At 41.4% G+C, this 17,596-nt stretch carries 18 protein-coding genes; all 18 read right to left on the bottom strand.

Annotation, left to right across the window (positions count from 1 at the left end; all coding sequences use genetic code 11):
• Nucleotides 1–158: 158 nt before the first annotated feature.
• Nucleotides 159–848 carry a RadC family protein gene (gene radC / locus M3204_RS05375; protein ID WP_285856914.1) on the bottom strand — a complete coding sequence of 230 codons (690 nt, stop codon included), beginning with the start codon at nt 846–848 and terminating at the stop codon, nt 159–161.
• 66 nt (nt 849–914) lie between these two features.
• The gene (locus M3204_RS05370; protein ID WP_251479330.1) at nt 915–1,487 is read right to left on the bottom strand and encodes a Maf family protein; all 573 of its coding nucleotides are present in this window, start codon (nt 1,485–1,487) and stop codon (nt 915–917) included.
• Between the two features lie 187 nt (nt 1,488–1,674).
• Nucleotides 1,675–2,742: a VOC family protein gene (locus M3204_RS05365; RefSeq protein WP_251479328.1), complete on the bottom strand. Its 1,068-nt coding sequence runs from the start codon at nt 2,740–2,742 to the stop codon at nt 1,675–1,677.
• 144 nt (nt 2,743–2,886) lie between these two features.
• The gene (locus M3204_RS05360) at nt 2,887–3,633 is read right to left on the bottom strand and encodes a hypothetical protein (protein ID WP_251479326.1); all 747 of its coding nucleotides are present in this window, start codon (nt 3,631–3,633) and stop codon (nt 2,887–2,889) included.
• Complete coding sequence (locus M3204_RS05355; protein WP_251479324.1) at nt 3,630–4,241, bottom strand: PilN domain-containing protein; 612 nt, start codon at nt 4,239–4,241, stop codon at nt 3,630–3,632. The genes M3204_RS05360 and M3204_RS05355 overlap by 4 nt, the downstream gene beginning before the upstream one ends.
• Before the next feature lie 2 nt (nt 4,242–4,243).
• Complete coding sequence (pilM, locus tag M3204_RS05350; protein ID WP_251479322.1) at nt 4,244–5,227, bottom strand: type IV pilus biogenesis protein PilM; 984 nt, start codon at nt 5,225–5,227, stop codon at nt 4,244–4,246.
• Between the two features lie 17 nt (nt 5,228–5,244).
• Complete coding sequence (locus tag M3204_RS05345; protein WP_251479319.1) at nt 5,245–6,000, bottom strand: prepilin peptidase; 756 nt, start codon at nt 5,998–6,000, stop codon at nt 5,245–5,247.
• Between the two features lie 28 nt (nt 6,001–6,028).
• The gene (locus M3204_RS05340) at nt 6,029–6,463 is read right to left on the bottom strand and encodes a type IV pilin protein (protein ID WP_251479317.1); all 435 of its coding nucleotides are present in this window, start codon (nt 6,461–6,463) and stop codon (nt 6,029–6,031) included.
• Nucleotides 6,464–6,587: 124 nt separating this feature from the next.
• Nucleotides 6,588–7,793, bottom strand: coding sequence for a type II secretion system F family protein (locus tag M3204_RS05335; protein ID WP_251479314.1), 1,206 nt, complete (start codon nt 7,791–7,793; stop codon nt 6,588–6,590).
• Nucleotides 7,794–7,796: 3 nt separating this feature from the next.
• The gene (locus tag M3204_RS05330) at nt 7,797–8,837 is read right to left on the bottom strand and encodes a type IV pilus twitching motility protein PilT (protein WP_251479312.1); all 1,041 of its coding nucleotides are present in this window, start codon (nt 8,835–8,837) and stop codon (nt 7,797–7,799) included.
• A gap of 12 nt (nt 8,838–8,849) precedes the next feature.
• Nucleotides 8,850–10,511: a GspE/PulE family protein gene (locus M3204_RS05325; protein WP_251479310.1), complete on the bottom strand. Its 1,662-nt coding sequence runs from the start codon at nt 10,509–10,511 to the stop codon at nt 8,850–8,852.
• Between the two features lie 15 nt (nt 10,512–10,526).
• The gene (locus tag M3204_RS05320) at nt 10,527–11,876 is read right to left on the bottom strand and encodes a G5 domain-containing protein (protein WP_251479308.1); all 1,350 of its coding nucleotides are present in this window, start codon (nt 11,874–11,876) and stop codon (nt 10,527–10,529) included.
• Nucleotides 11,877–11,913: 37 nt separating this feature from the next.
• The gene (locus tag M3204_RS05315) at nt 11,914–12,444 is read right to left on the bottom strand and encodes a hypothetical protein (protein ID WP_251479305.1); all 531 of its coding nucleotides are present in this window, start codon (nt 12,442–12,444) and stop codon (nt 11,914–11,916) included.
• 19 nt (nt 12,445–12,463) lie between these two features.
• Complete coding sequence (locus M3204_RS05310; protein WP_251479304.1) at nt 12,464–13,432, bottom strand: hypothetical protein; 969 nt, start codon at nt 13,430–13,432, stop codon at nt 12,464–12,466.
• Complete coding sequence (locus M3204_RS05305; protein WP_251479302.1) at nt 13,419–13,841, bottom strand: prepilin-type N-terminal cleavage/methylation domain-containing protein; 423 nt, start codon at nt 13,839–13,841, stop codon at nt 13,419–13,421. Before M3204_RS05305 ends, M3204_RS05310 begins: the two co-directional genes overlap by 14 nt.
• 7 nt (nt 13,842–13,848) lie before the next feature.
• Complete coding sequence (locus tag M3204_RS05300) at nt 13,849–14,280, bottom strand: type IV pilus modification PilV family protein (protein WP_251479300.1); 432 nt, start codon at nt 14,278–14,280, stop codon at nt 13,849–13,851.
• A gap of 155 nt (nt 14,281–14,435) precedes the next feature.
• Nucleotides 14,436–16,154, bottom strand: coding sequence for a sensor domain-containing diguanylate cyclase (locus tag M3204_RS05295; RefSeq protein ID WP_251479298.1), 1,719 nt, complete (start codon nt 16,152–16,154; stop codon nt 14,436–14,438).
• An 81-nt stretch (nt 16,155–16,235) separates the two neighbouring features.
• The gene (locus M3204_RS05290) at nt 16,236–17,549 is read right to left on the bottom strand and encodes a bifunctional folylpolyglutamate synthase/dihydrofolate synthase (protein ID WP_251479296.1); all 1,314 of its coding nucleotides are present in this window, start codon (nt 17,547–17,549) and stop codon (nt 16,236–16,238) included.
• Between the last annotated feature and the right edge of the window lie 47 nt (nt 17,550–17,596).

The raw sequence follows: 17,596 nt of genomic DNA, 5'->3' as shown, positions 1-17,596 counted from the left end.
TTTGTATCTCCCTCTCTCAACAAAATGCAATAAAAGAACAGGCAATCTATTTACAAAGTGTGTTGATTGTTTATTAGCAGATTTTCTGACAAATTATTAACTTTATCCGCAAAAATCATAAATTATATTATAACCCAACGTCAATCAAAATCCTAGTATCATACATACCCTTTTTCCTTCAAACTAACATATTTATTTTCGCCAATTATCAAATGGTCAAGCAATTCGATTCCGACAATTTTCCCCGATTCCGACAAACGCTTCGTGACCTCAATATCCTCCCTGCTCGGTGTCGGGTCGCCGGATGGATGGTTGTGGACACAAATGACTGATGCAGCCGATCTGCGGACAGCTTCCTTATATACTTCCCTTGGGTGGACAATGGAAGCGTTCAGGCTGCCGATGAAAATGGTCTGCTTGTGGATTACCTGGTTTTTCGTATTTAAATAAAGGCAGACAAAATGCTCCTGAGTCAGGAAGCGCATATCGTTCATTAAATATTTTGCGCCGTCCTCTGGGGAGCGGATCACATAGCGTTCATCAAGCGTGTGGTTGGCAATGCGTCTGCCGATTTCAACAGCCGCCAGGACATGGATCGCTTTTGCTGTTCCAATCCCTTTTATTTGCGTAAGTTCTTCAAGGGTAGCATCTTTTAACAGACGAAGGCCTTCAAACTGGGAAAGCATCCTGTTTGCCAGCTGAAGGACTGATTCCTCTCTTGAACCTGTCCCTAATAATAGGGCAAGCAATTCATGATTCGAGAGGCTCTGGGGACCGTTCTGTACAAACCGCTCTCTCGGCCGTTCGTTTTGCGGATAATCTCTGATCATTAATGAAGTCGTTGACAATTGAACTTCCTCCCAGTCAATTGATTATGACGAGGAAAATGTCGAAGAAGTTTCTGTGGCAATCTTTTAATAAGGAAGGATGTAACCGATTTTTCTTAATTCCCTGACCAATCTTGATACAGGCAGCCCAACAACTGTGTAATAGTCACCACTGATTTCCCTGACAAGCATGCTGCCAAACCCCTGGATTCCGTAGCCGCCCGCCTTATCGAATGGTTCACCGCTCTTTATATAGGTGTCAATTTCTTCATCTGACAATTCCCAGAACGTCACATCTGTTTTTTCATAAAAACGCATTTCCTTCTCAGGGGAGATAATCGATACTCCTGTGTAAACTGAATGAGTGTTCCCAGACAGCTTTCGGAGCATCTCAAAGGCTTCCTGCCCGCTTTCAGGCTTCCCGAGGATCATTCCTTCATGGACAACGACGGTATCCGAGCCGATCACAAAACATTCCGGGAAATTAGCAGACACTGTCCCTGACTTTCTTGAAGCAAGCTCCATAACTGCTTCTGAAGGGCTCAATGACTCACTGAAACTTTCGTCAGCATCACTGCTCGAGATTTCGAAGTTTAAGCGGAGGTTTTCAAGAAGTTCTTTTCGCCGTGGAGAAGATGAGGCTAAAATGAGGCGTTGCATATAATCACCTTTCTTTTCTTTTTTGCATCTAAGGGAGATACAAGCTAATCGTAACAAACTTCAACATATCAAACAATCTTTAGTCGTTAAACTGGCAAAAAAAATCAGAGCCTGCCGCAATATGGCGAAGGCTCTGTTAATTTGTTCAATTTCCCGGAAAATATTCAGTTAACAGTCATTGCGGCCTTTACTTGCCGATCGATTGATAGGCAGCCAGGAATGATAGCAATCCGGCTTCCATCTCGGCAAGCTGGTTTGCATCTTTTGATTTTTGGTAACCAAGGAATGTTCCGCTTGCTCTTTCCAAGCTAGCCTTTGCTTTAAGGATCGTCTTGTCAGTGACACTTTTATCAGCAATTTTGCTTAACATCGCATGATAATCTTCGACTTTTTTGACAGCCTCTGGCGATGCCCCGGCTCCGCTAATGAGAATTGCGTAGATTTCCGGCGCCTGCTGTAAAAATTTCTCTTCCTCCGCAGTCCGACCTGTAGCAGTTCCACCCGATATCTCAAAAGGCTTTGCAAAGACCTTCACGCCTTTTGCCTCGAGCGCTTTTGCCTGCTGTTTCGCTGCCTCAATGCTGTCAGCTGTTCCTAAATAGACGGCGAACTTACCATTTACAGGAAAAATTTCACCTGTAACGCCCTGTCCTGCAAGCAAATTCAACCCTTCCTTTGCTGCTTCTTCTGACCCCCAGATGCCATTTTGGATAATAAAGACGGAGATCGGCTGTAACTCCAGCGATTCGCTAACAGCTGCAGGTTTCTCCTCAACAGGCTTAGCTGCAGGAGGGGAAACTACAGACCTAATCGTTTGAGAATCCTCTTTGACAAACTTAAGAATGGTCACTCCAAATGCCGTTCCCAGCAAAACAGCAAAAAAGACAGTTATAAAGATAGTTGTATAAAGGCGGTTATTGCGTTTAGTCTTCGTATTCCAAACAGAAATGCCCAGACCTTTTTTCTTTTGCTTTTTAGCTTGCTTCGGAGCAATTTTGTACTCCTTTACAGCTTCTTCTTCAACCGGATCAGGCAAAATCCAATCAAAGCTTTCCTCCACCTGTTCCTGGGCAGCTGCGGTTTCATATATTGCTTCATCGCGATCATTTGGAAAAACCCAGCTTTCAACCTCATCCTTATCAAGAGGATTAATCTTGATCCCCGCATCTTCTTGTTTGTGAATCAATTTATCTTCTTTTATTGGACGGTCCTTGCCATTTATCTTGATAGTGATCGTCTTTCCGTGCTTGTCCAATGCTTGTACCTCCTCCAGCCCGTTCCTGTTTTGCTCCATCCTATCATACAGGCAAAAAAAAATAACAAGACTTTTGTCGTCTTGTTATAGAATGCTTTCGTCAATTTTTTTAATAGATAAATCATCCTCATGTATCTTGTGTTACTAGTTTTCGGAATCATTGCTGACAGATGGGAAAGGATTTCGTTTGTTAGCAGGTTCAGGTGTTTCAATCTGCGTCCTGAATTCATTGGAGTCATCCATAACCGGGAAATAGAAGGCTGAAACCGTGACCGTGAACAGAATAATTTCTTTAGTGTCAGGGTCAGGAGAAATTCCCTCTCGTCCCTCGAATTCAATTGATTCAACGACCATTTCTCTTTTTGACTCCTCCAGGATTTGAATGAATTTCTCCAACCCTTCATAATCCTTGGACTCTACTGTAAGAGTTACCGATGTTTTCTGCAAGCCGTCAGGCATCTTGACCTGTGTCTTAGATATATTTTCATTTTGATTCGATGAATCCGTTTCGGCTGATTCTCCTTCTGAATCTTCAGCAGAATATTGTAGTCCTCCAGAGTTACTCTCTCCGAATTCCATAAACGTAATCGTACTGTCGGAAACAACCTCTGCTTTTTCAAAATTCAGGATCAATTGCTCAGAAAACGGTTCATTTGGAATCCTTTTTTGAAGTTCAACAGCGCTCTTAATGTCCCCTGATGGAACAGATGAAATCCTTTTTTCGTATGCCGCCTGAAGTTGTTTTTCAGTTTCAAGCTGCTGCTCTTTCAGAAGGACACTTTCCTTCATGGGATTGAGGTAGGTAAATGAGACGACTAAATACAATATGACTGCTAAGGATATTTCAGAAATTATTATGAGCATCTCTCTTTTTGAAAATTGGAGGTTCATGTTTCATCCCCTCCTGAACTTTCATTTCCCTGAGTAAAGAATTCCTTATTAAAGCTAATTTCAAATTCAGCAAAATACGCCGGCATGACAGCCGCGCTTTCAATGTCCTTGTCTTTTGCCGTTTCATCTTTTTTCACTGCCTCAATGGAAAAGACGGATGCGTTTCTGACCCATTCTGATTGTTTGAGAGAACTTAAGAAATAGGCAGCATCTCTTGAGGATTCGACTTGTATTCTGACTTTGACAGTGCCCTTGTCTTGATAGTTAAAAAATTGGATGAATCCCTGTTCTGGCAGCAAGGCAATAAGGCTTCTAAGCAATCTGACCGTTTCCGGCGTGAATTCCTCAGCCCAAATGACGGCACTTTGCAGTTCAGCAAATGAATCACTATTCTCTTTTTCAGTAATCTTACTTTGCAGGGCCGTATTCAGTTTTTGTACAGCTTCAATTTCCCGATCCAGTTCTTGCAATGATGCTTCATTGATTCGTGCCTGCCAAAAAACTAAGCTGGCACCAATAGCGAAGAGAAACAGCAAAAAAAGTGTGATAGCAAATAGAGCGGATGTCTTAGGTTCTTTTTTGGGAAGCAGGTTAATCTCTACAAGCATAGTCACACCTCTTTCAATCCAAGTCCCAATGCCAAATAAAATGCTTGTGGAATTTCGCACCCAGCTCCGGGTAGTGTTTCTTCCAAAATCACTACCTGGACTTCAAAGCGTTCTCTCATTTCTCCGGTGATTCTTGACATCATAGGATGGTCTCCATTTAATAAGATTTTTGTAATGGAGTTTTTGCCATGGGTTAAAGAATATCGATAAAAATCCTGCAATTTATTGATTTCTTTATAAATATCTTCAAACTGAAACATAAGTTCATTCGCTTCACCTATGTAGGTAAGTTCGTGTGCTCCTGTAAGGCCCAGCTTTACTTCCCAATCAGATTGCAATTCTACTGGAATATGCCTCATGAAGATCGGTATCGTTCCCTCGAATATGCACATACTTACCAAGCCTAAGTCAAATTGGATTGTCATCAGCTTTTCATTTTCTCCCGCTAAACCTAGAGTATGATAGAATCTATAGGCTGCGAGCGGAGATATATCTGCCGCTATCGGTTTTAATCTTGCATCCTTCAAGAGATTCGTATATTCGGAGACATATTGCTCTGGAGCAGCGAATAGAAGAACCTCCCGTTTGTTGTTTTCAACTCCTAGTGAAACAGTATCAAAAACGGGCTCATCAAATGGCAAATGTATGCTTGAGCCCAACTCAAGATACAAGTATCCATGAATCTCATCATCTTTAACATCCCCAGGAATATTAACTTTACGAATGATCACTAGCGAATCCGGAACTAAGAAACGGACTTCTCTATTTTTTATTTTCCATTCATCAATACATTCATCCAGGATGAATGCCAGTGTTTCGAAATCCTGAATTTTACCATCAGAAATAATGCCGGCCGGAAGGAATCGTTCACCCATTCCAGATACGGCTAGAGAGTCTCTTTGTTTCATTTCAACATATCGAATAGAGTGGTCATTTATTACAAGATTGATTGTCCTGTTTCGTCGGGAAAAGATGGATAAGGCCATGATTAAAACTCCTTCAATCAAAATCCTGATGTTAATAGATTAATATACGCTTCGAATATATATTCGCCATAGAAATATGCAATAAGAGTTCCAGTAGCAATAAAAGGTCCGAATGGAATTGCTTGTTTCCGTTTTATGAAACCGAAAAGAAGGCCAAGGACACCAAAAACCGCTCCGAACATTGTGGATAAAAAGAAGGAAAGCAGCAGCAGTTTAACTCCTAGCACAAAGCCAATCACTGCAAAAAGCTTGATGTCACCTCCGCCCATGCCACCCTTGCTGACAATGGCGATCAATAAGAGGAGAATAAAGCCCACCGCAGCACCAGCGAGGGAATCCCACCACGGCGAAAGAGGAATAAAGCTCCGTTCAATAAGAAATATGCCTGTAAAGACAACCAGCACCTTGTCGGGAATGATCATGTATGCCATGTCAGAAACTGTGATGATGACAAACAGCGATATGAGAGTTAACGCAATCACTAGCTCACTATTCCAGCCAATTATCAGAGGCGCAATCCCAAATAGAATACCGGTCAAAAACTCAAAAAAAGGATAAACGGGCGAAATGCGCGCCTTGCACTGGCGGCATTTCCCCCTCTGCAAAAAATATGATAGTACCGGGATCAGTTCCCAGGCTGTCAATTGATGGCCGCATTTCGGACAAGACGAGCGCGGTGCTACAATTGATTTTCCTTCTGGGACTCTCAGGGCTACTACGTTGTAGAAGGAGCCTAGGACTGTGCCGTATAAAAACAATAGAATGTGTATCAAGGGTTATCGCCCCTTGGAGTATTGGTATTTAATTGTTTGGGTCATCGCCGGATTCATCTTTTACAGGTGCTACTTTTTTATTTACTAACTCCTGTTCTGTAACTCCAGTTGTAGCATCCCCCCCAATAGCTGCAACAGCTTCTTCATGTCCTTCAATTGTATATTTACCATTGTCACTGTTAAACCTTACAGTAAAACTTGTATCCTTCGCTTTGCTAATATATTTTCCTAAATCATCATATTCCCATGGTCCAACAATCTCTGCAGCATTTGCTAGTTTAGCAGCACTAATTATTTGTAAAGCATCTGCTATAGCTGCATCTTTTTTTGACTTTTCTACTAATCCTCCGATGCTAGGCACAGCAATCGCAGAAATAATCCCCAAAATCACAATAACAGCCAATAATTCTACTAAAGTCAAACCTCTTTCATTCTTCAATCTCTTCTTCAAAGTTTTTAACATTTTCTTCTCCTCCTAAATAGGCTATCTTTCCCATGACTTTCGTTGTATGTATCTATCAATAGTATAACTGATTGATAGAAAAAATAGAAAGAAATATAGTGTATTTTGTTACCTTATGTCACCATTAATTTACGTGATTGAAGATTTCAAACATCGGAATCATAATCGCAGTAACAATTGTTCCTACAAGCCCTGCCAGCAGGATGATCATTATTGGCTCAATCAATGATTTAAGCTGATCGGTGCTGTGCTCTACTTCTTTTTCATAGAAGTCTGCCACTTTGCTGAGCATGGCATCTAGTGATCCTGTTTCCTCTCCAATGGCGATCATTTGGGTAACTAGGGGAGGAAATGCCCAGTGCTGCCTCATCGGGCCGGTGAGTGACTGCCCTTTTTCTAATGAATCTCTTGACTCTTTTATGACCCTTGCCATTACTTCATTTCCGACAACCTTTTCGACAATTGATAATGCTTGCAAAATTGGAACAGAGCTTGCAAATAAGGAACTTAAAGTCCTCGTCATTCTGGCAATTACCCCTTTTTGCAGCAACTTTCCGAAAATCGGAATTCGTAAAAGTGCGTAATCAAGATAATATTTTGTCTGGCTGTTTTTCTTCAATACTATGATTAAGGACGAAAAACTAATTGCTAATATTACTAAGAGCCACCAAAACGATTGCATGAAGTCACTGGCATTCAGGACGAATATTGTGATTCCTGGGAGTTCACCGCCAAAATCTGCAAACATCTCGACAAAAGTAGGTACGACAGCAACCAGCAGGAAAATGACTACTATTATTGCTAGTGTTCCGATTACTGCTGGATAACTTAGTGCAGCGACAATTTTTTTCCTGGTGTTATGCTGTTTTTCAAAGTGCTCTGCTAGCCTTTCCAATGTTTCATCCATATTACCGCCGGCTTCTCCGGCTTTAATCATATTGATATACATTGGCGAGAAAATCTTATTATGCTTTGCTGCCGCTTGTGAAAGTGGATTCCCTTCGCGCAGTTCCTGCTCGATATCAAGCAATGCTTTTTTAAGTGCTTTGCTTTCTGTTTGGGCTGCAAGAATTTTGGTTGAGTCAACCACCGATACGCCAGCTTTCAATAGGGTGGCAAATTGTCTTAAGTATATGACAAGATGCTGCAGTTTAACGGGATTCCCGATGGTTATTTCCTTCGTTAACAACGATTCCTTTACCTCAATGATTTCAGTGGTCCTGATTCCTTCTTCACGCAGCTTCTCCAGGGCTTCCCTTTTGGATGTTGCTGAAATGGTGCCTGAACGCTTTCTTGTCCGGTCTCTGCCGGTATATTTGAATCTAGCCATTGGTTACACCATTTTTTCCTGTAGATATGGTTCTGCAGATTCCTTTGAAATAATGCCTTTCTGGACAAGATCCTTTATATCCATCTCAAGTGTGTGCATTCCATAGGATCTCGAAGTTTGCATGATACTGATAATTTGATGGATCTTTTCATTACGGATCAGGTTGGATACGGCTGAATTATTAATGAGGATTTCTGTTGCCCCGATCCGCCCTTGCTTTTCTAAAGTTGGGAATAATCGCTGTGAAACCACTGAAACTAGTACGGATGCAAGCTGGATCCGAATCTGCGCCTGCTGTGCAGGAGGGAAAACGTCAATTATTCGATTGATCGTAGCTGGCGCACTGGATGTATGCAAAGTACCAAAAACAAGATGACCTGTTTCCGCTGCCGTAATCGCCGTTTGGATTGTTTCCAAATCACGCATTTCTCCTACAAGTATTACATCAGGGTCTTGACGGAGTGCTGCCCTCAGCCCGTTTGCGAAGTTGTTCGTGTCGAATCCGACTTCACGCTGGTCGATGATCGAACTACCATGCTTGTGCAAATATTCTATTGGATCTTCGAGGGTAATAACGTGCTTTTTCATCGTTTCATTCATGTATTGAATCATTGCTGCAAGAGTAGTAGACTTTCCGCTTCCTGTTGGTCCCGTCACCAGCACCAGACCTTGCGGCTTCTCAGCGATTTTTTTCAAAACTTCAGGGAGGTTGAGTTCTTCAATTGTCGGGATTCTCGTCGGGACAATCCGAATCGCCATCGATACACAGCCTCTTTGATGATAGGTATTTACTCTGAATCTTGAGATCCCTGGAAGACCATAGGAAAAGTCCAGTTCTCCTTGTTCTTTAAAACGGGGCCACATTTTTTCTGGAATAATAGCCCTCGCCATGCCCTCGGTTTCCTCAGGCAAAATAGATTCCTTACCGTACTTTCTCAAATCTCCGTTAATTCGCATAATCGGAGGCACACCGACGGTAATATGAATATCAGAGGCTCTTAGCTCAAACCCTGCTTGCAGCAGATGATCTATTTTCTCTTTCATAATTTCTCCCCACTATTCTGTAATCGCTACCCGCAGTACTTCCTCAGTGCTGGTCATTCCCTGTTTCACCTTTAACAAGCCATCATCTATCAGGAAAATAGTTTTATTTTTCACAGCAATTTCACGCAGTTTTGTGACAGGCTCTTCATTCATGATTGCTCTACGCAATTCTTCATTCATCGCTAATACTTCATGGATTGCTATTCTGCCCCGATAACCCGTCATATTGCAGGATGCACATCCTCTTCCTCTCCATACTTCAGCAATTTCAATTCCCCTTTTTGAAAAAATATCTAATTCGCGTTTAGTTGGAGCGTACGATTCGGCACAATCACGGCATACCTTACGGACTAGACGCTGAGATACTACTCCGCTTAAAGAAGAAGCAACAAGGAATGGTTCAACCCCCATATCAATCAGTCTTGATACCGAGGTCAGAGCATCATTTGTATGCAAGGTACTTAAAACAAGATGGCCAGTAAGTGAAGCCCTGACAGCTACCTCGGCCGTTTCCTTATCCCTTATTTCACCGACCATAATAATATTGGGGTCCTGACGGAGAATCGATCTTAAACCGGCGGCAAATGTCATCCCGACATTCGAATTGACCTGAATCTGATTGATTCCTTCAATTTGATATTCCACTGGATCCTCAATCGTTATAATATTGACCTCATCGCTGTTCAATTTATTTAAAGCAGCGTATAGGGTGGACGACTTACCTGAACCGGTTGGCCCTGTAATCAAAACAATCCCATTTGGTCTGGTAATCATGTTGTTGAATCTATTTAAATTAAGGGTGTTGAAGCCAAGTTTGTTAATATCGTTCAACGTGCTGCCCATATCAAGCAAACGCAGAACTATTTTTTCACCATAGACAGTAGGCATTGTCGAAACCCTCAAATCGACAGGATGGAAATCTAAATTCACTTTGAACCGTCCGTCCTGAGGCACCCGATTTTCGGTAATATCCAAATTGGCCATAATCTTAATCCTGGCTGTCAGTACGTTCTGCATATGTTTAGGCAAAAATCTTTCTACCCGCAGCATGCCGTCAATCCTATAGCGAATCACTACTTTTGTTTCCTGGGGATCGATGTGTATGTCGCTCGCCTTGCTCGTCCCTGCATTTGATAGCAATTGATTTACCAGCCTGACGATTGGGGAATCGGCTTCCGTAATCTTTTCTTCTTTTACCGTTTCAAGTGCATATTCTTGCCCGATTAACTCTTCGAATCCTTCATCGATGTCATAGTATTTATTGATTGCACGGATGATATCGTCCTTTGTCGCAATTGCAGTCTCAATTTGGAAACCAGTTGACAGGCGCAAATCATCAATTGTGTAGAAATCCATTGGATCAGACATAGCTACATAGAGTTTATCGCCTTCCTTTTTTAACGGAATCACTAAATTCCGCTTAGCCGTTTCCTTTGGAATAAGCGTGAATAAGCTTGTATCAAATGGATACCTGTATAGACTTATATGTGGAATTCCAAGCTGGAACTCCAGCACTTCAATTAATTGCTGCTCTGTTATATAACCTCTGTGGAGCAAAGCATCTCCCAGCTTTTGTTCAGCCGGTTTTTCCTGAAGGGTGGCCTTGAGCTGATCTGCAGTCAGCAATCCAGATTCAATCAATAAGTCTCCCAGTCTTCTACGAGTTTGTTTCATCTGTTCGCCTCCTGTTTATTTTGGCTCTTCATTTGGTTTCCCCCATAGCCTGTCCTCGCTGTCGCCTGTCATTTCATCAGAATTTTTTTGCTGGTTTTCTTCTTCTACTGCAGGCAACTTGACATCTGTGTTATCTATTTGGTTTTCACTCGTAGTACCGTTATTCAAATCTGCGTTGGGCAGTGATTCCGAATCGGTCTCTTCCTGTTGTCCCATTTGGGCATTTGGATCAATCCCGTGGACTTCTACTCGATGAATTGGCTGATAGAAATCTTCAGATATCAATTCCGATTTGATCAACTCACCTGAAGATGAAATAGACTCGCGATAAACTTTAATCAATAATCCTGGTTTCCCTTCTTCTTCAACCGACTTTTGGTTTGGCTCAAGAAGTGGGGTGTACCGCTTGATCGTTCTTGGTTTAAACTCTTGTTTTTCTGCAAGAATTAGCCGGTAATCTGAGGAAAAGGGTACTCCCAATATAGAGATTTCTAATTGACTCTCATTTATTGATAATTTTATTTCGTATCGATTCTCGTTTGGATTGTAAAATGAAAAATCTATATCGTTGGTAAAATCAACTTTCGCTTCAAGTCCAAGGTTTATATTTCTCGGCAGTTCCCGGCCGGTGTTTCTTTCGGTTATTGTGAAATTAGTTGACATCAATACCTCAAAGATACCTGATGTAACAATGCCTAGCTGCTGGGATGACAAATGATTCAAACCCTTTTCTTCTACTATCTGTTTTAAAGAAACGTTAGTAAGCGGATCGACTGGTATTTGAGGAAGTTCTTGTACAAATGTTTCTATGTCAGAAAACTCTTCAGATAACTCTCTTGTGGCTGTGGCAACGACCACAGGATCTTCTTTTGGCAAAAAGTCTTCTAACTTTATGCTAAGAGACGGTTCAAGTTCGGATGCTGCTGAGGATAACCTGTTTAGCAACCCAGCCATATCAAGGGCATGTATGCCTAATATAGGAGCCACCAGGTATAATGTATCTTCTATTTTCTTTTGATTCACTTCAACAAGCAAAGGATTTTCCTTACCATTCATTGCTGATTCAACAGAATCATGTACTAAGAATATAAAACTGTTGGGATCCAACTTTTGGCTGTTCCCTTTGTATGTCAGTTCATATGATGCACTTTCTTGCCAATTCTTAATTTGTTCTTCGAGCAATGAATCTGCCTGTTCAATCGATTTCTCTGAAAGGCTAATTCTCCCGATTGATGTTTGTTCATCATATGTATCCTTTTCGATGAATGAGCTATAAACAACTGTAGAAAACTGGGAGAAACCAAATATAAAGAGAGCGGCAATGGTCATAATACCTGTAAACTTGAAACTTTTCACCTTGTCCATCGTCATAACCTCCCTATTATTTGGCTTCAATATACTCTCACAATTCATGTTCTTCATCGGTTGATTTTTGCTGAAAATCCAGCATCTTCTCAATATCATTTAGATATCCTTGTAGAGTAACAGGGGTATCTTCTATCTCAACTTCTTGCTGACGTTCTATAAAGTCGATATCTTCCTCTATCTTCGGTTGGATTTTACGCGGGTCCGGCAGATCAATTGTATGTTCTTTGTCATTCTTATGGAAAGAATCTGTGTTAACCGATTGTGATATTACTTCAACAAGTGCAGGAGCTCCGGTAACATTTTCATGATTGTTGATCGCTTCAGCATTCCCGTATATCCCACTCTGTTTTTCAGCTAAGAACCCTATTAAGATAGAGAAAAGTAACATCAGCAAAATTGCTTGCCAGTAAACTAGCAATTCACCTGCACCTACGCCAAGAACCCCTATTAATAGCGCGCCAATAGCTGCATACCATTTTCCTCTTTTAGTTAATCCCAGTGGAAGAAAAATGATGAGCGGGAAGACAATTACAGCTGCTAACATTAAGAAGAAAACCTCTATCATTTCCACACCTCATTTATGGTTACTGATACGATGCATCAAGGAGCATTCTATTAACATCCCATTCAGGTGTTTGGGTCTCCTTAGGATAATAAATAACTTTCTTAGCGTAAATTCCACCATAATGTTTGGCCGATGCAATTGCTCCACAACTTTGGGAGGTGGTAGTAACCGTCCCTTCCACTTTCCCATAAATCTTTAAAGTGCCTTCTATACAAAGAAGCCCCTGGTTTCCGTTCTCTTGTTTATTCTGTTTTACATCAATGTTTTCGATATAAGTGTCTCCGTAAACGATAACTTCGCTATTACTATCAATAAACGAATCTCCTTTTAAAAAAAGATTGCTTTCAAATTTCAATTCTGTGTTAGAATTCGCTGTGAATCCCTTCATAAAATAGGTGTCCTTTATAAAAACCGGATCATGGTTTGAAGGTATTTCCACATGAGAGGTAAACAACAGAGGGGTATTAAAAGGCCCTCTGTAATTAATCGAATCAACATCCTTTACTACCATTTCGTTGTCTGGGTCAGGAAACCTTCCGTCAAGTTCTCCCCTTGAAATATTCAACTCGGCGGATATCCTACTTTCTTGTTGGTCTTCTGCTAATCCAATTGAAGTAAAGGTAATCTTTATATCCTCTTGCCCCTGTAGGGTGGAAGAAGTTATTTCTACATCTTCAATTTTGTATAGTGGGTAGGATTTATTCTTTTTTACTTTGAAAGCGTTTATTAGCGGCAGTTTATATCGAAGCGCTTTTTCGGTATCTGATAATGAAGCTATTTTATTTTTTGCAATTAATTTAGCTGCCTCCCGCTTCATATGGGTCACACCCATCTCCGCAAGATTTGTAGCTTTTATTCCACTTCCAGTATGGGCTATCTGTTTTGAGTTATTAGCAGCCATACCAACAATGGTAATTCCGATGATGGAAAATACCGTCATCATTAACAACACCACTAGCAGCACTGATCCCTGTTCATTTTTCCTCATCAGAAATTCCCCTTGCAAATAGAGTTCTCAACGTAAAGGCGTGTTCTCCTTTTTTTATCATCAATGTTAACTCTAGAGGCAATTTAGTATCGATTTGTAATCGTTCTCCTACATATATATGGTTTTCATAGACTATTTCCGCCTTATAGATATAACTCTTGGAAATGGCCTTTCCATCAATTAACACTTCATCCGCTTTTATTTCAAGTTGATAAGCAGATTCTTTCAGGTGTTTATTCCGGATTGTGTTGGCAATTAGTTGTGCTTCCTGCTGAAGGAACGCATCTTTTTTACTACTTTCTCCCTGTTTAATACCTGTTTGCAAAACAGAGAATACAAGGACAATGATAATTCCTGTCAATGCCAGAGCTGCTAATAATTCAACAAGGGTAAAACCATTCCTCTTCATCCAGGGTTCACTCCTTGTAGCCAAATGTTTCGTACACAGTTTTATATGACTCAGCTTCTTTTTCTTGTATTGAAACAACTACTAAATTCAAATCATCCGGCAGATTATCATTGAATGAGTCAGCATGCATGATTTTGACATCAGGATAATACCTTTTTTCTCCAACTTCAATGTAAAATCGTTCACTGGATGAGAAATCAGCACCATATAATAGATTCCAATCCTTAATTGTTAAATCTGTACTATAAGGCGACTTTTTCACTATATGTAAAATTTCCTGGCTTAGCTGTGCAGCAGAACTTCTTTCTTCATTATCTGAATTAAAAATCTTTGCCTGTAGGAAAAATCCCGCGAATGTTAGGAGTACGATAGACAGCAGCGCGACTCCAAGAGTAATCTCAAGCAAATGATAACCTTGTTGATTTAGTCGTGTATGCATCGATTGGCCGCTCCTTTCTATTCGTCAAAGACTCATACTTTCTTCCTATTATACTAGCAAACGACAGTATATGACACTATGAATCTGCAGCAATAAACAATAATCAAAAGATAATTGATAAGAAAAAATACCACCTTTTAAAAGTGGTATTTCGTTTATTTTACATATTCTGCAACCCTGTTCCGTCCGGATCGCTTTGCACCTACATAAAGTGCACGGTCTGCGTGCCTGATCAATGCCAATGAATCATCGGCGTCGTGGGGTGCGGTTGCTACGCCGATTGATGCGGTGATGTTGACTAGCAGCTGCTTTCCTTCTTCATCCATTGATTGCAGGAGGGTGAACGGCTTGTTGGCAATAAGCAGCCGGATCTGCTCTGCTAGTTTAAAGGCATCGCCTTTCATCATGTCTGGCAGAAGGATGACGAATTCTTCCCCTCCGTAGCGGGCCACCGTTCCGATATCTCCGATTCTTTCATTCAGGCGTTGAGCGAGCTCTATTAGAATCTCATTTCCGCTTTGATGGCCGTAAGTATCATTGACGGACTTGAAATGGTCGATATCCAGCAGGATCAGTGATAGCAGGTCTCTTTGGCCGAACTGCAGCTTTTCGAATTCGGAAGTCAGCAAATTTTCGAAGTAGCGATAATTATAAAGACCCGTTAGCGCGCACCGTTCGCTATTCTCTTTCGTTTTCTCATGGTGTCGGGCGTTTTCAACTGCGATCGCAAAGTGTGAGCAAAGGATATCGACAATCATCAGCTGCGATTTTTCAAATGCTCTTTTTTTGTTTGCAGCCAGCACGAGTACGCCGACAACTTGGTTGTTGCGAACGATCGGAACGCTAAGAATGCTTTCCGCGCTATGCGGGACATAGCCTGAATTAATTTGCTTCCACTCGTTTTTTGAATTGAAGAGGACGGGCTTTTTCTCTGCCCATACAAGCCCGCTGATTCCCTCACCTTTTCTTAAAGGGTTGGCAACCGGTTCGAGGACTTCCCCAAATTCAATCTTATGAATCAATTTCAATTCTTTGCCGTCTACAACATCGAGTATGTATGCATAATCAACCGGGAGCATCTCAATCAGCTTCTGGACAAATAGATCAAGTACCTCGTCAGCTTTCAGCCTTTCAGCCAGCTCGTGCCCTATTTCTGCGGCACTCTGCAAAAACTGGTTCACCTTATCGCTGGAATAATAGAGACTGAGAATGATAGATAAGCTTGCAAACGGGATCCCGACAAACAATAGCGACATCAGGCCCATCTCTCTATATAGCTCATAAAGCACAAAACCTATCGGGAATGTGATGAGGGTTGTTACAGTTTCCCATATAAAATCTTTCCCGAAATAAGGACCCTTCAGTTTTAAGACGAACGCTTGCAATAATACAAGGAAAATTGTATTGACTCCATAATTACTGATTCCATATACAGTACCAAGGAACAGATTGTATGGATCTTTCGTCAAATGGTCGCCATGGGACCCTCCAAGGGTATAAAACATTAAGCCGCTTAATAATGACACAATAAAGAACATTAACGAGTTCAGGGGAAACCTATATGCATCAGACTTTTGGACCCGAAGTCTCATTAAGAGGATCAGCACTGAAATCTGCATCAAGATCATTTCAACAAAAATTCCATATGTAAGGAAAACAGCGAGCGAGACCCACTGGATTAAGAAAATTGGCGTATTGTTAACCACCATTGGCATGGCTGCCACTACTGACATCAAAATCAGGAACGGCAGCACTTCCCATACTGATATCTCACTTGAAGGTGGGTGGACTTCATAAGTTATCCAGATTCCGATCGGAACGATCAGCAGCCAGGCAATCCAGATTGATTGTCTAATAATTGGTGAAACTTTCATCTGCCCACCCCCACTCTCTTAGGTAAAAAGTCACGTTTTTTTAATAGTTTAGCAAACTTTTTGTTCAATGTCATAATTTTCTTATTTATTTTTCAATAACCTTGCAATTACAGGTTTTGCTTCTGACAGGAAGTAGAGGGAGCCTGTTACCAAAAAGATTTCATTCTCTTCCAATGCATTTAATTTATGTTCGATGAATTCTTGGTAATTATTTGTTACTGCTTGATCGGCATTATTTTTGCTGACTTCCAGCAATTCTTCAGCCCTGGCCGCTCTCGGAAAATCGAACGTAGTGAAGGTCAGCTCGTCCGCAGCCTCTTTGAGAGTCGCGATTATCTTATCCAATTTCTTGTCCTTTAGTGCTGCAAAAAGGATACTAATCTTTTTATCGGCAAATCGAGATTTTATTTCACTGACCAGTGCATGAATTCCTTCTTCATTATGTGCACCATCTATGAGGACAAAGGGATGATCACTTAAAATTTCTAGCCTGCCTGGCCAGTATGCCTTTTTCAAACCATCCCGGATGTGCGCGTCTTCGATGATGAAAGAATAGTAATTCGCAAGTATTTGTGAAGCCATTAAAGCCAATGACGCATTATCGACCTGGTGGGAGCCGATCATCGAAGTCTCAAGCAATTCATATTTGTTGAACATGCTTGAAAATGAAAATTGCTCCCCATTTTTTAATGATGTTCGGGAATTAGTGAAAAAGTCTTCTCCCAGCTGGTACATTGGCGACTTAAGCTCAGCTGCTTTGTTTCGAATCACCTCTAAGGCTTGAGGCTGCTTCACTCCGGTAATAACACTTACGCCATTTTTGATGATACCCGCCTTTTCGAAAGCAATTTCTTCATATGTGTCACCAAGAATGGCAGTATGATCGAGGCCGATGCTTGTGATAATCGATAGCAGCGGATGGATGACATTCGTCGAATCGAATCTGCCGCCAAGTCCCACCTCGTAAATGACTACGTCCACGGGAGAGAGTTTGGCAAAGTAATAAATCGACATTGCCGTGATGACTTCGAATTCAGTTGGGCCGCCTAACTCCGTTTTATCTAATTCGTCTGCAAGCGGCTTGATTACATTTGTCAGTTCAATCAGCTCATCGTCGCTGATTGGCTTGCCGTTCATGCTGATACGCTCATTAAACTGTTCGAAGTATGGAGAGGTAAAAGTCCCTACCCGGTATCCGGCTGACTCCAGGATGGAACGCAGGAATGTGACAGTCGAGCCTTTTCCGTTGGTACCACCTACATGGATCGTTTTGATCCTTCTTTCAGGATGATCCAGCTTTTTGAGCATCCATTCCATTCGTGTCAGTCCGGGCTTGATTCCGAGCCTCAGCCTCGCATGGATCCAATCGATTGCTTGTTCATATGTATTAAACATGTTAGCACCTCATTTCAAGATGAAGACGAACCAAAATTGGTTCGCCT

The organism is Mesobacillus subterraneus (genome assembly GCF_023715485.1).
In the GTDB taxonomy this organism is placed as follows: Bacteria; Bacillota; Bacilli; order Bacillales; family Cytobacillaceae; genus Mesobacillus; species Mesobacillus subterraneus_B.
This window is presented reverse-complemented; position numbering and strand designations above follow the sequence as displayed.

What these genes read in the sequence shown, in the direction of transcription:
- M3204_RS05370 (WP_251479330.1), bottom strand. Translation starts at nt 1,487, where the DNA reads ATGCAACGCCTCATTTTAGCCTCATCTTCTCCACGGCGAAAAGAACTT.
- M3204_RS05320 (WP_251479308.1), bottom strand. Translation starts at nt 11,876, where the DNA reads ATGGACAAGGTGAAAAGTTTCAAGTTTACAGGTATTATGACCATTGCC.
- M3204_RS05290 (WP_251479296.1), bottom strand. Translation starts at nt 17,549, where the DNA reads ATGTTTAATACATATGAACAAGCAATCGATTGGATCCATGCGAGGCTG.
- M3204_RS05300 (WP_251479300.1), bottom strand. Translation starts at nt 14,280, where the DNA reads ATGCATACACGACTAAATCAACAAGGTTATCATTTGCTTGAGATTACT.
- M3204_RS05295 (WP_251479298.1), bottom strand. Translation starts at nt 16,154, where the DNA reads ATGAAAGTTTCACCAATTATTAGACAATCAATCTGGATTGCCTGGCTG.
- M3204_RS05340 (WP_251479317.1), bottom strand. Translation starts at nt 6,463, where the DNA reads ATGTTAAAAACTTTGAAGAAGAGATTGAAGAATGAAAGAGGTTTGACT.
- M3204_RS05315 (WP_251479305.1), bottom strand. Translation starts at nt 12,444, where the DNA reads ATGATAGAGGTTTTCTTCTTAATGTTAGCAGCTGTAATTGTCTTCCCG.
- M3204_RS05325 (WP_251479310.1), bottom strand. Translation starts at nt 10,511, where the DNA reads ATGAAACAAACTCGTAGAAGACTGGGAGACTTATTGATTGAATCTGGA.
- M3204_RS05360 (WP_251479326.1), bottom strand. Translation starts at nt 3,633, where the DNA reads ATGAACCTCCAATTTTCAAAAAGAGAGATGCTCATAATAATTTCTGAA.
- M3204_RS05305 (WP_251479302.1), bottom strand. Translation starts at nt 13,841, where the DNA reads ATGAAGAGGAATGGTTTTACCCTTGTTGAATTATTAGCAGCTCTGGCA.
- M3204_RS05335 (WP_251479314.1), bottom strand. Translation starts at nt 7,793, where the DNA reads ATGGCTAGATTCAAATATACCGGCAGAGACCGGACAAGAAAGCGTTCA.
- M3204_RS05310 (WP_251479304.1), bottom strand. Translation starts at nt 13,432, where the DNA reads ATGAGGAAAAATGAACAGGGATCAGTGCTGCTAGTGGTGTTGTTAATG.
- M3204_RS05330 (WP_251479312.1), bottom strand. Translation starts at nt 8,837, where the DNA reads ATGAAAGAGAAAATAGATCATCTGCTGCAAGCAGGGTTTGAGCTAAGA.
- M3204_RS05355 (WP_251479324.1), bottom strand. Translation starts at nt 4,241, where the DNA reads ATGCTTGTAGAGATTAACCTGCTTCCCAAAAAAGAACCTAAGACATCC.
- pilM (WP_251479322.1), bottom strand. Translation starts at nt 5,227, where the DNA reads ATGGCCTTATCCATCTTTTCCCGACGAAACAGGACAATCAATCTTGTA.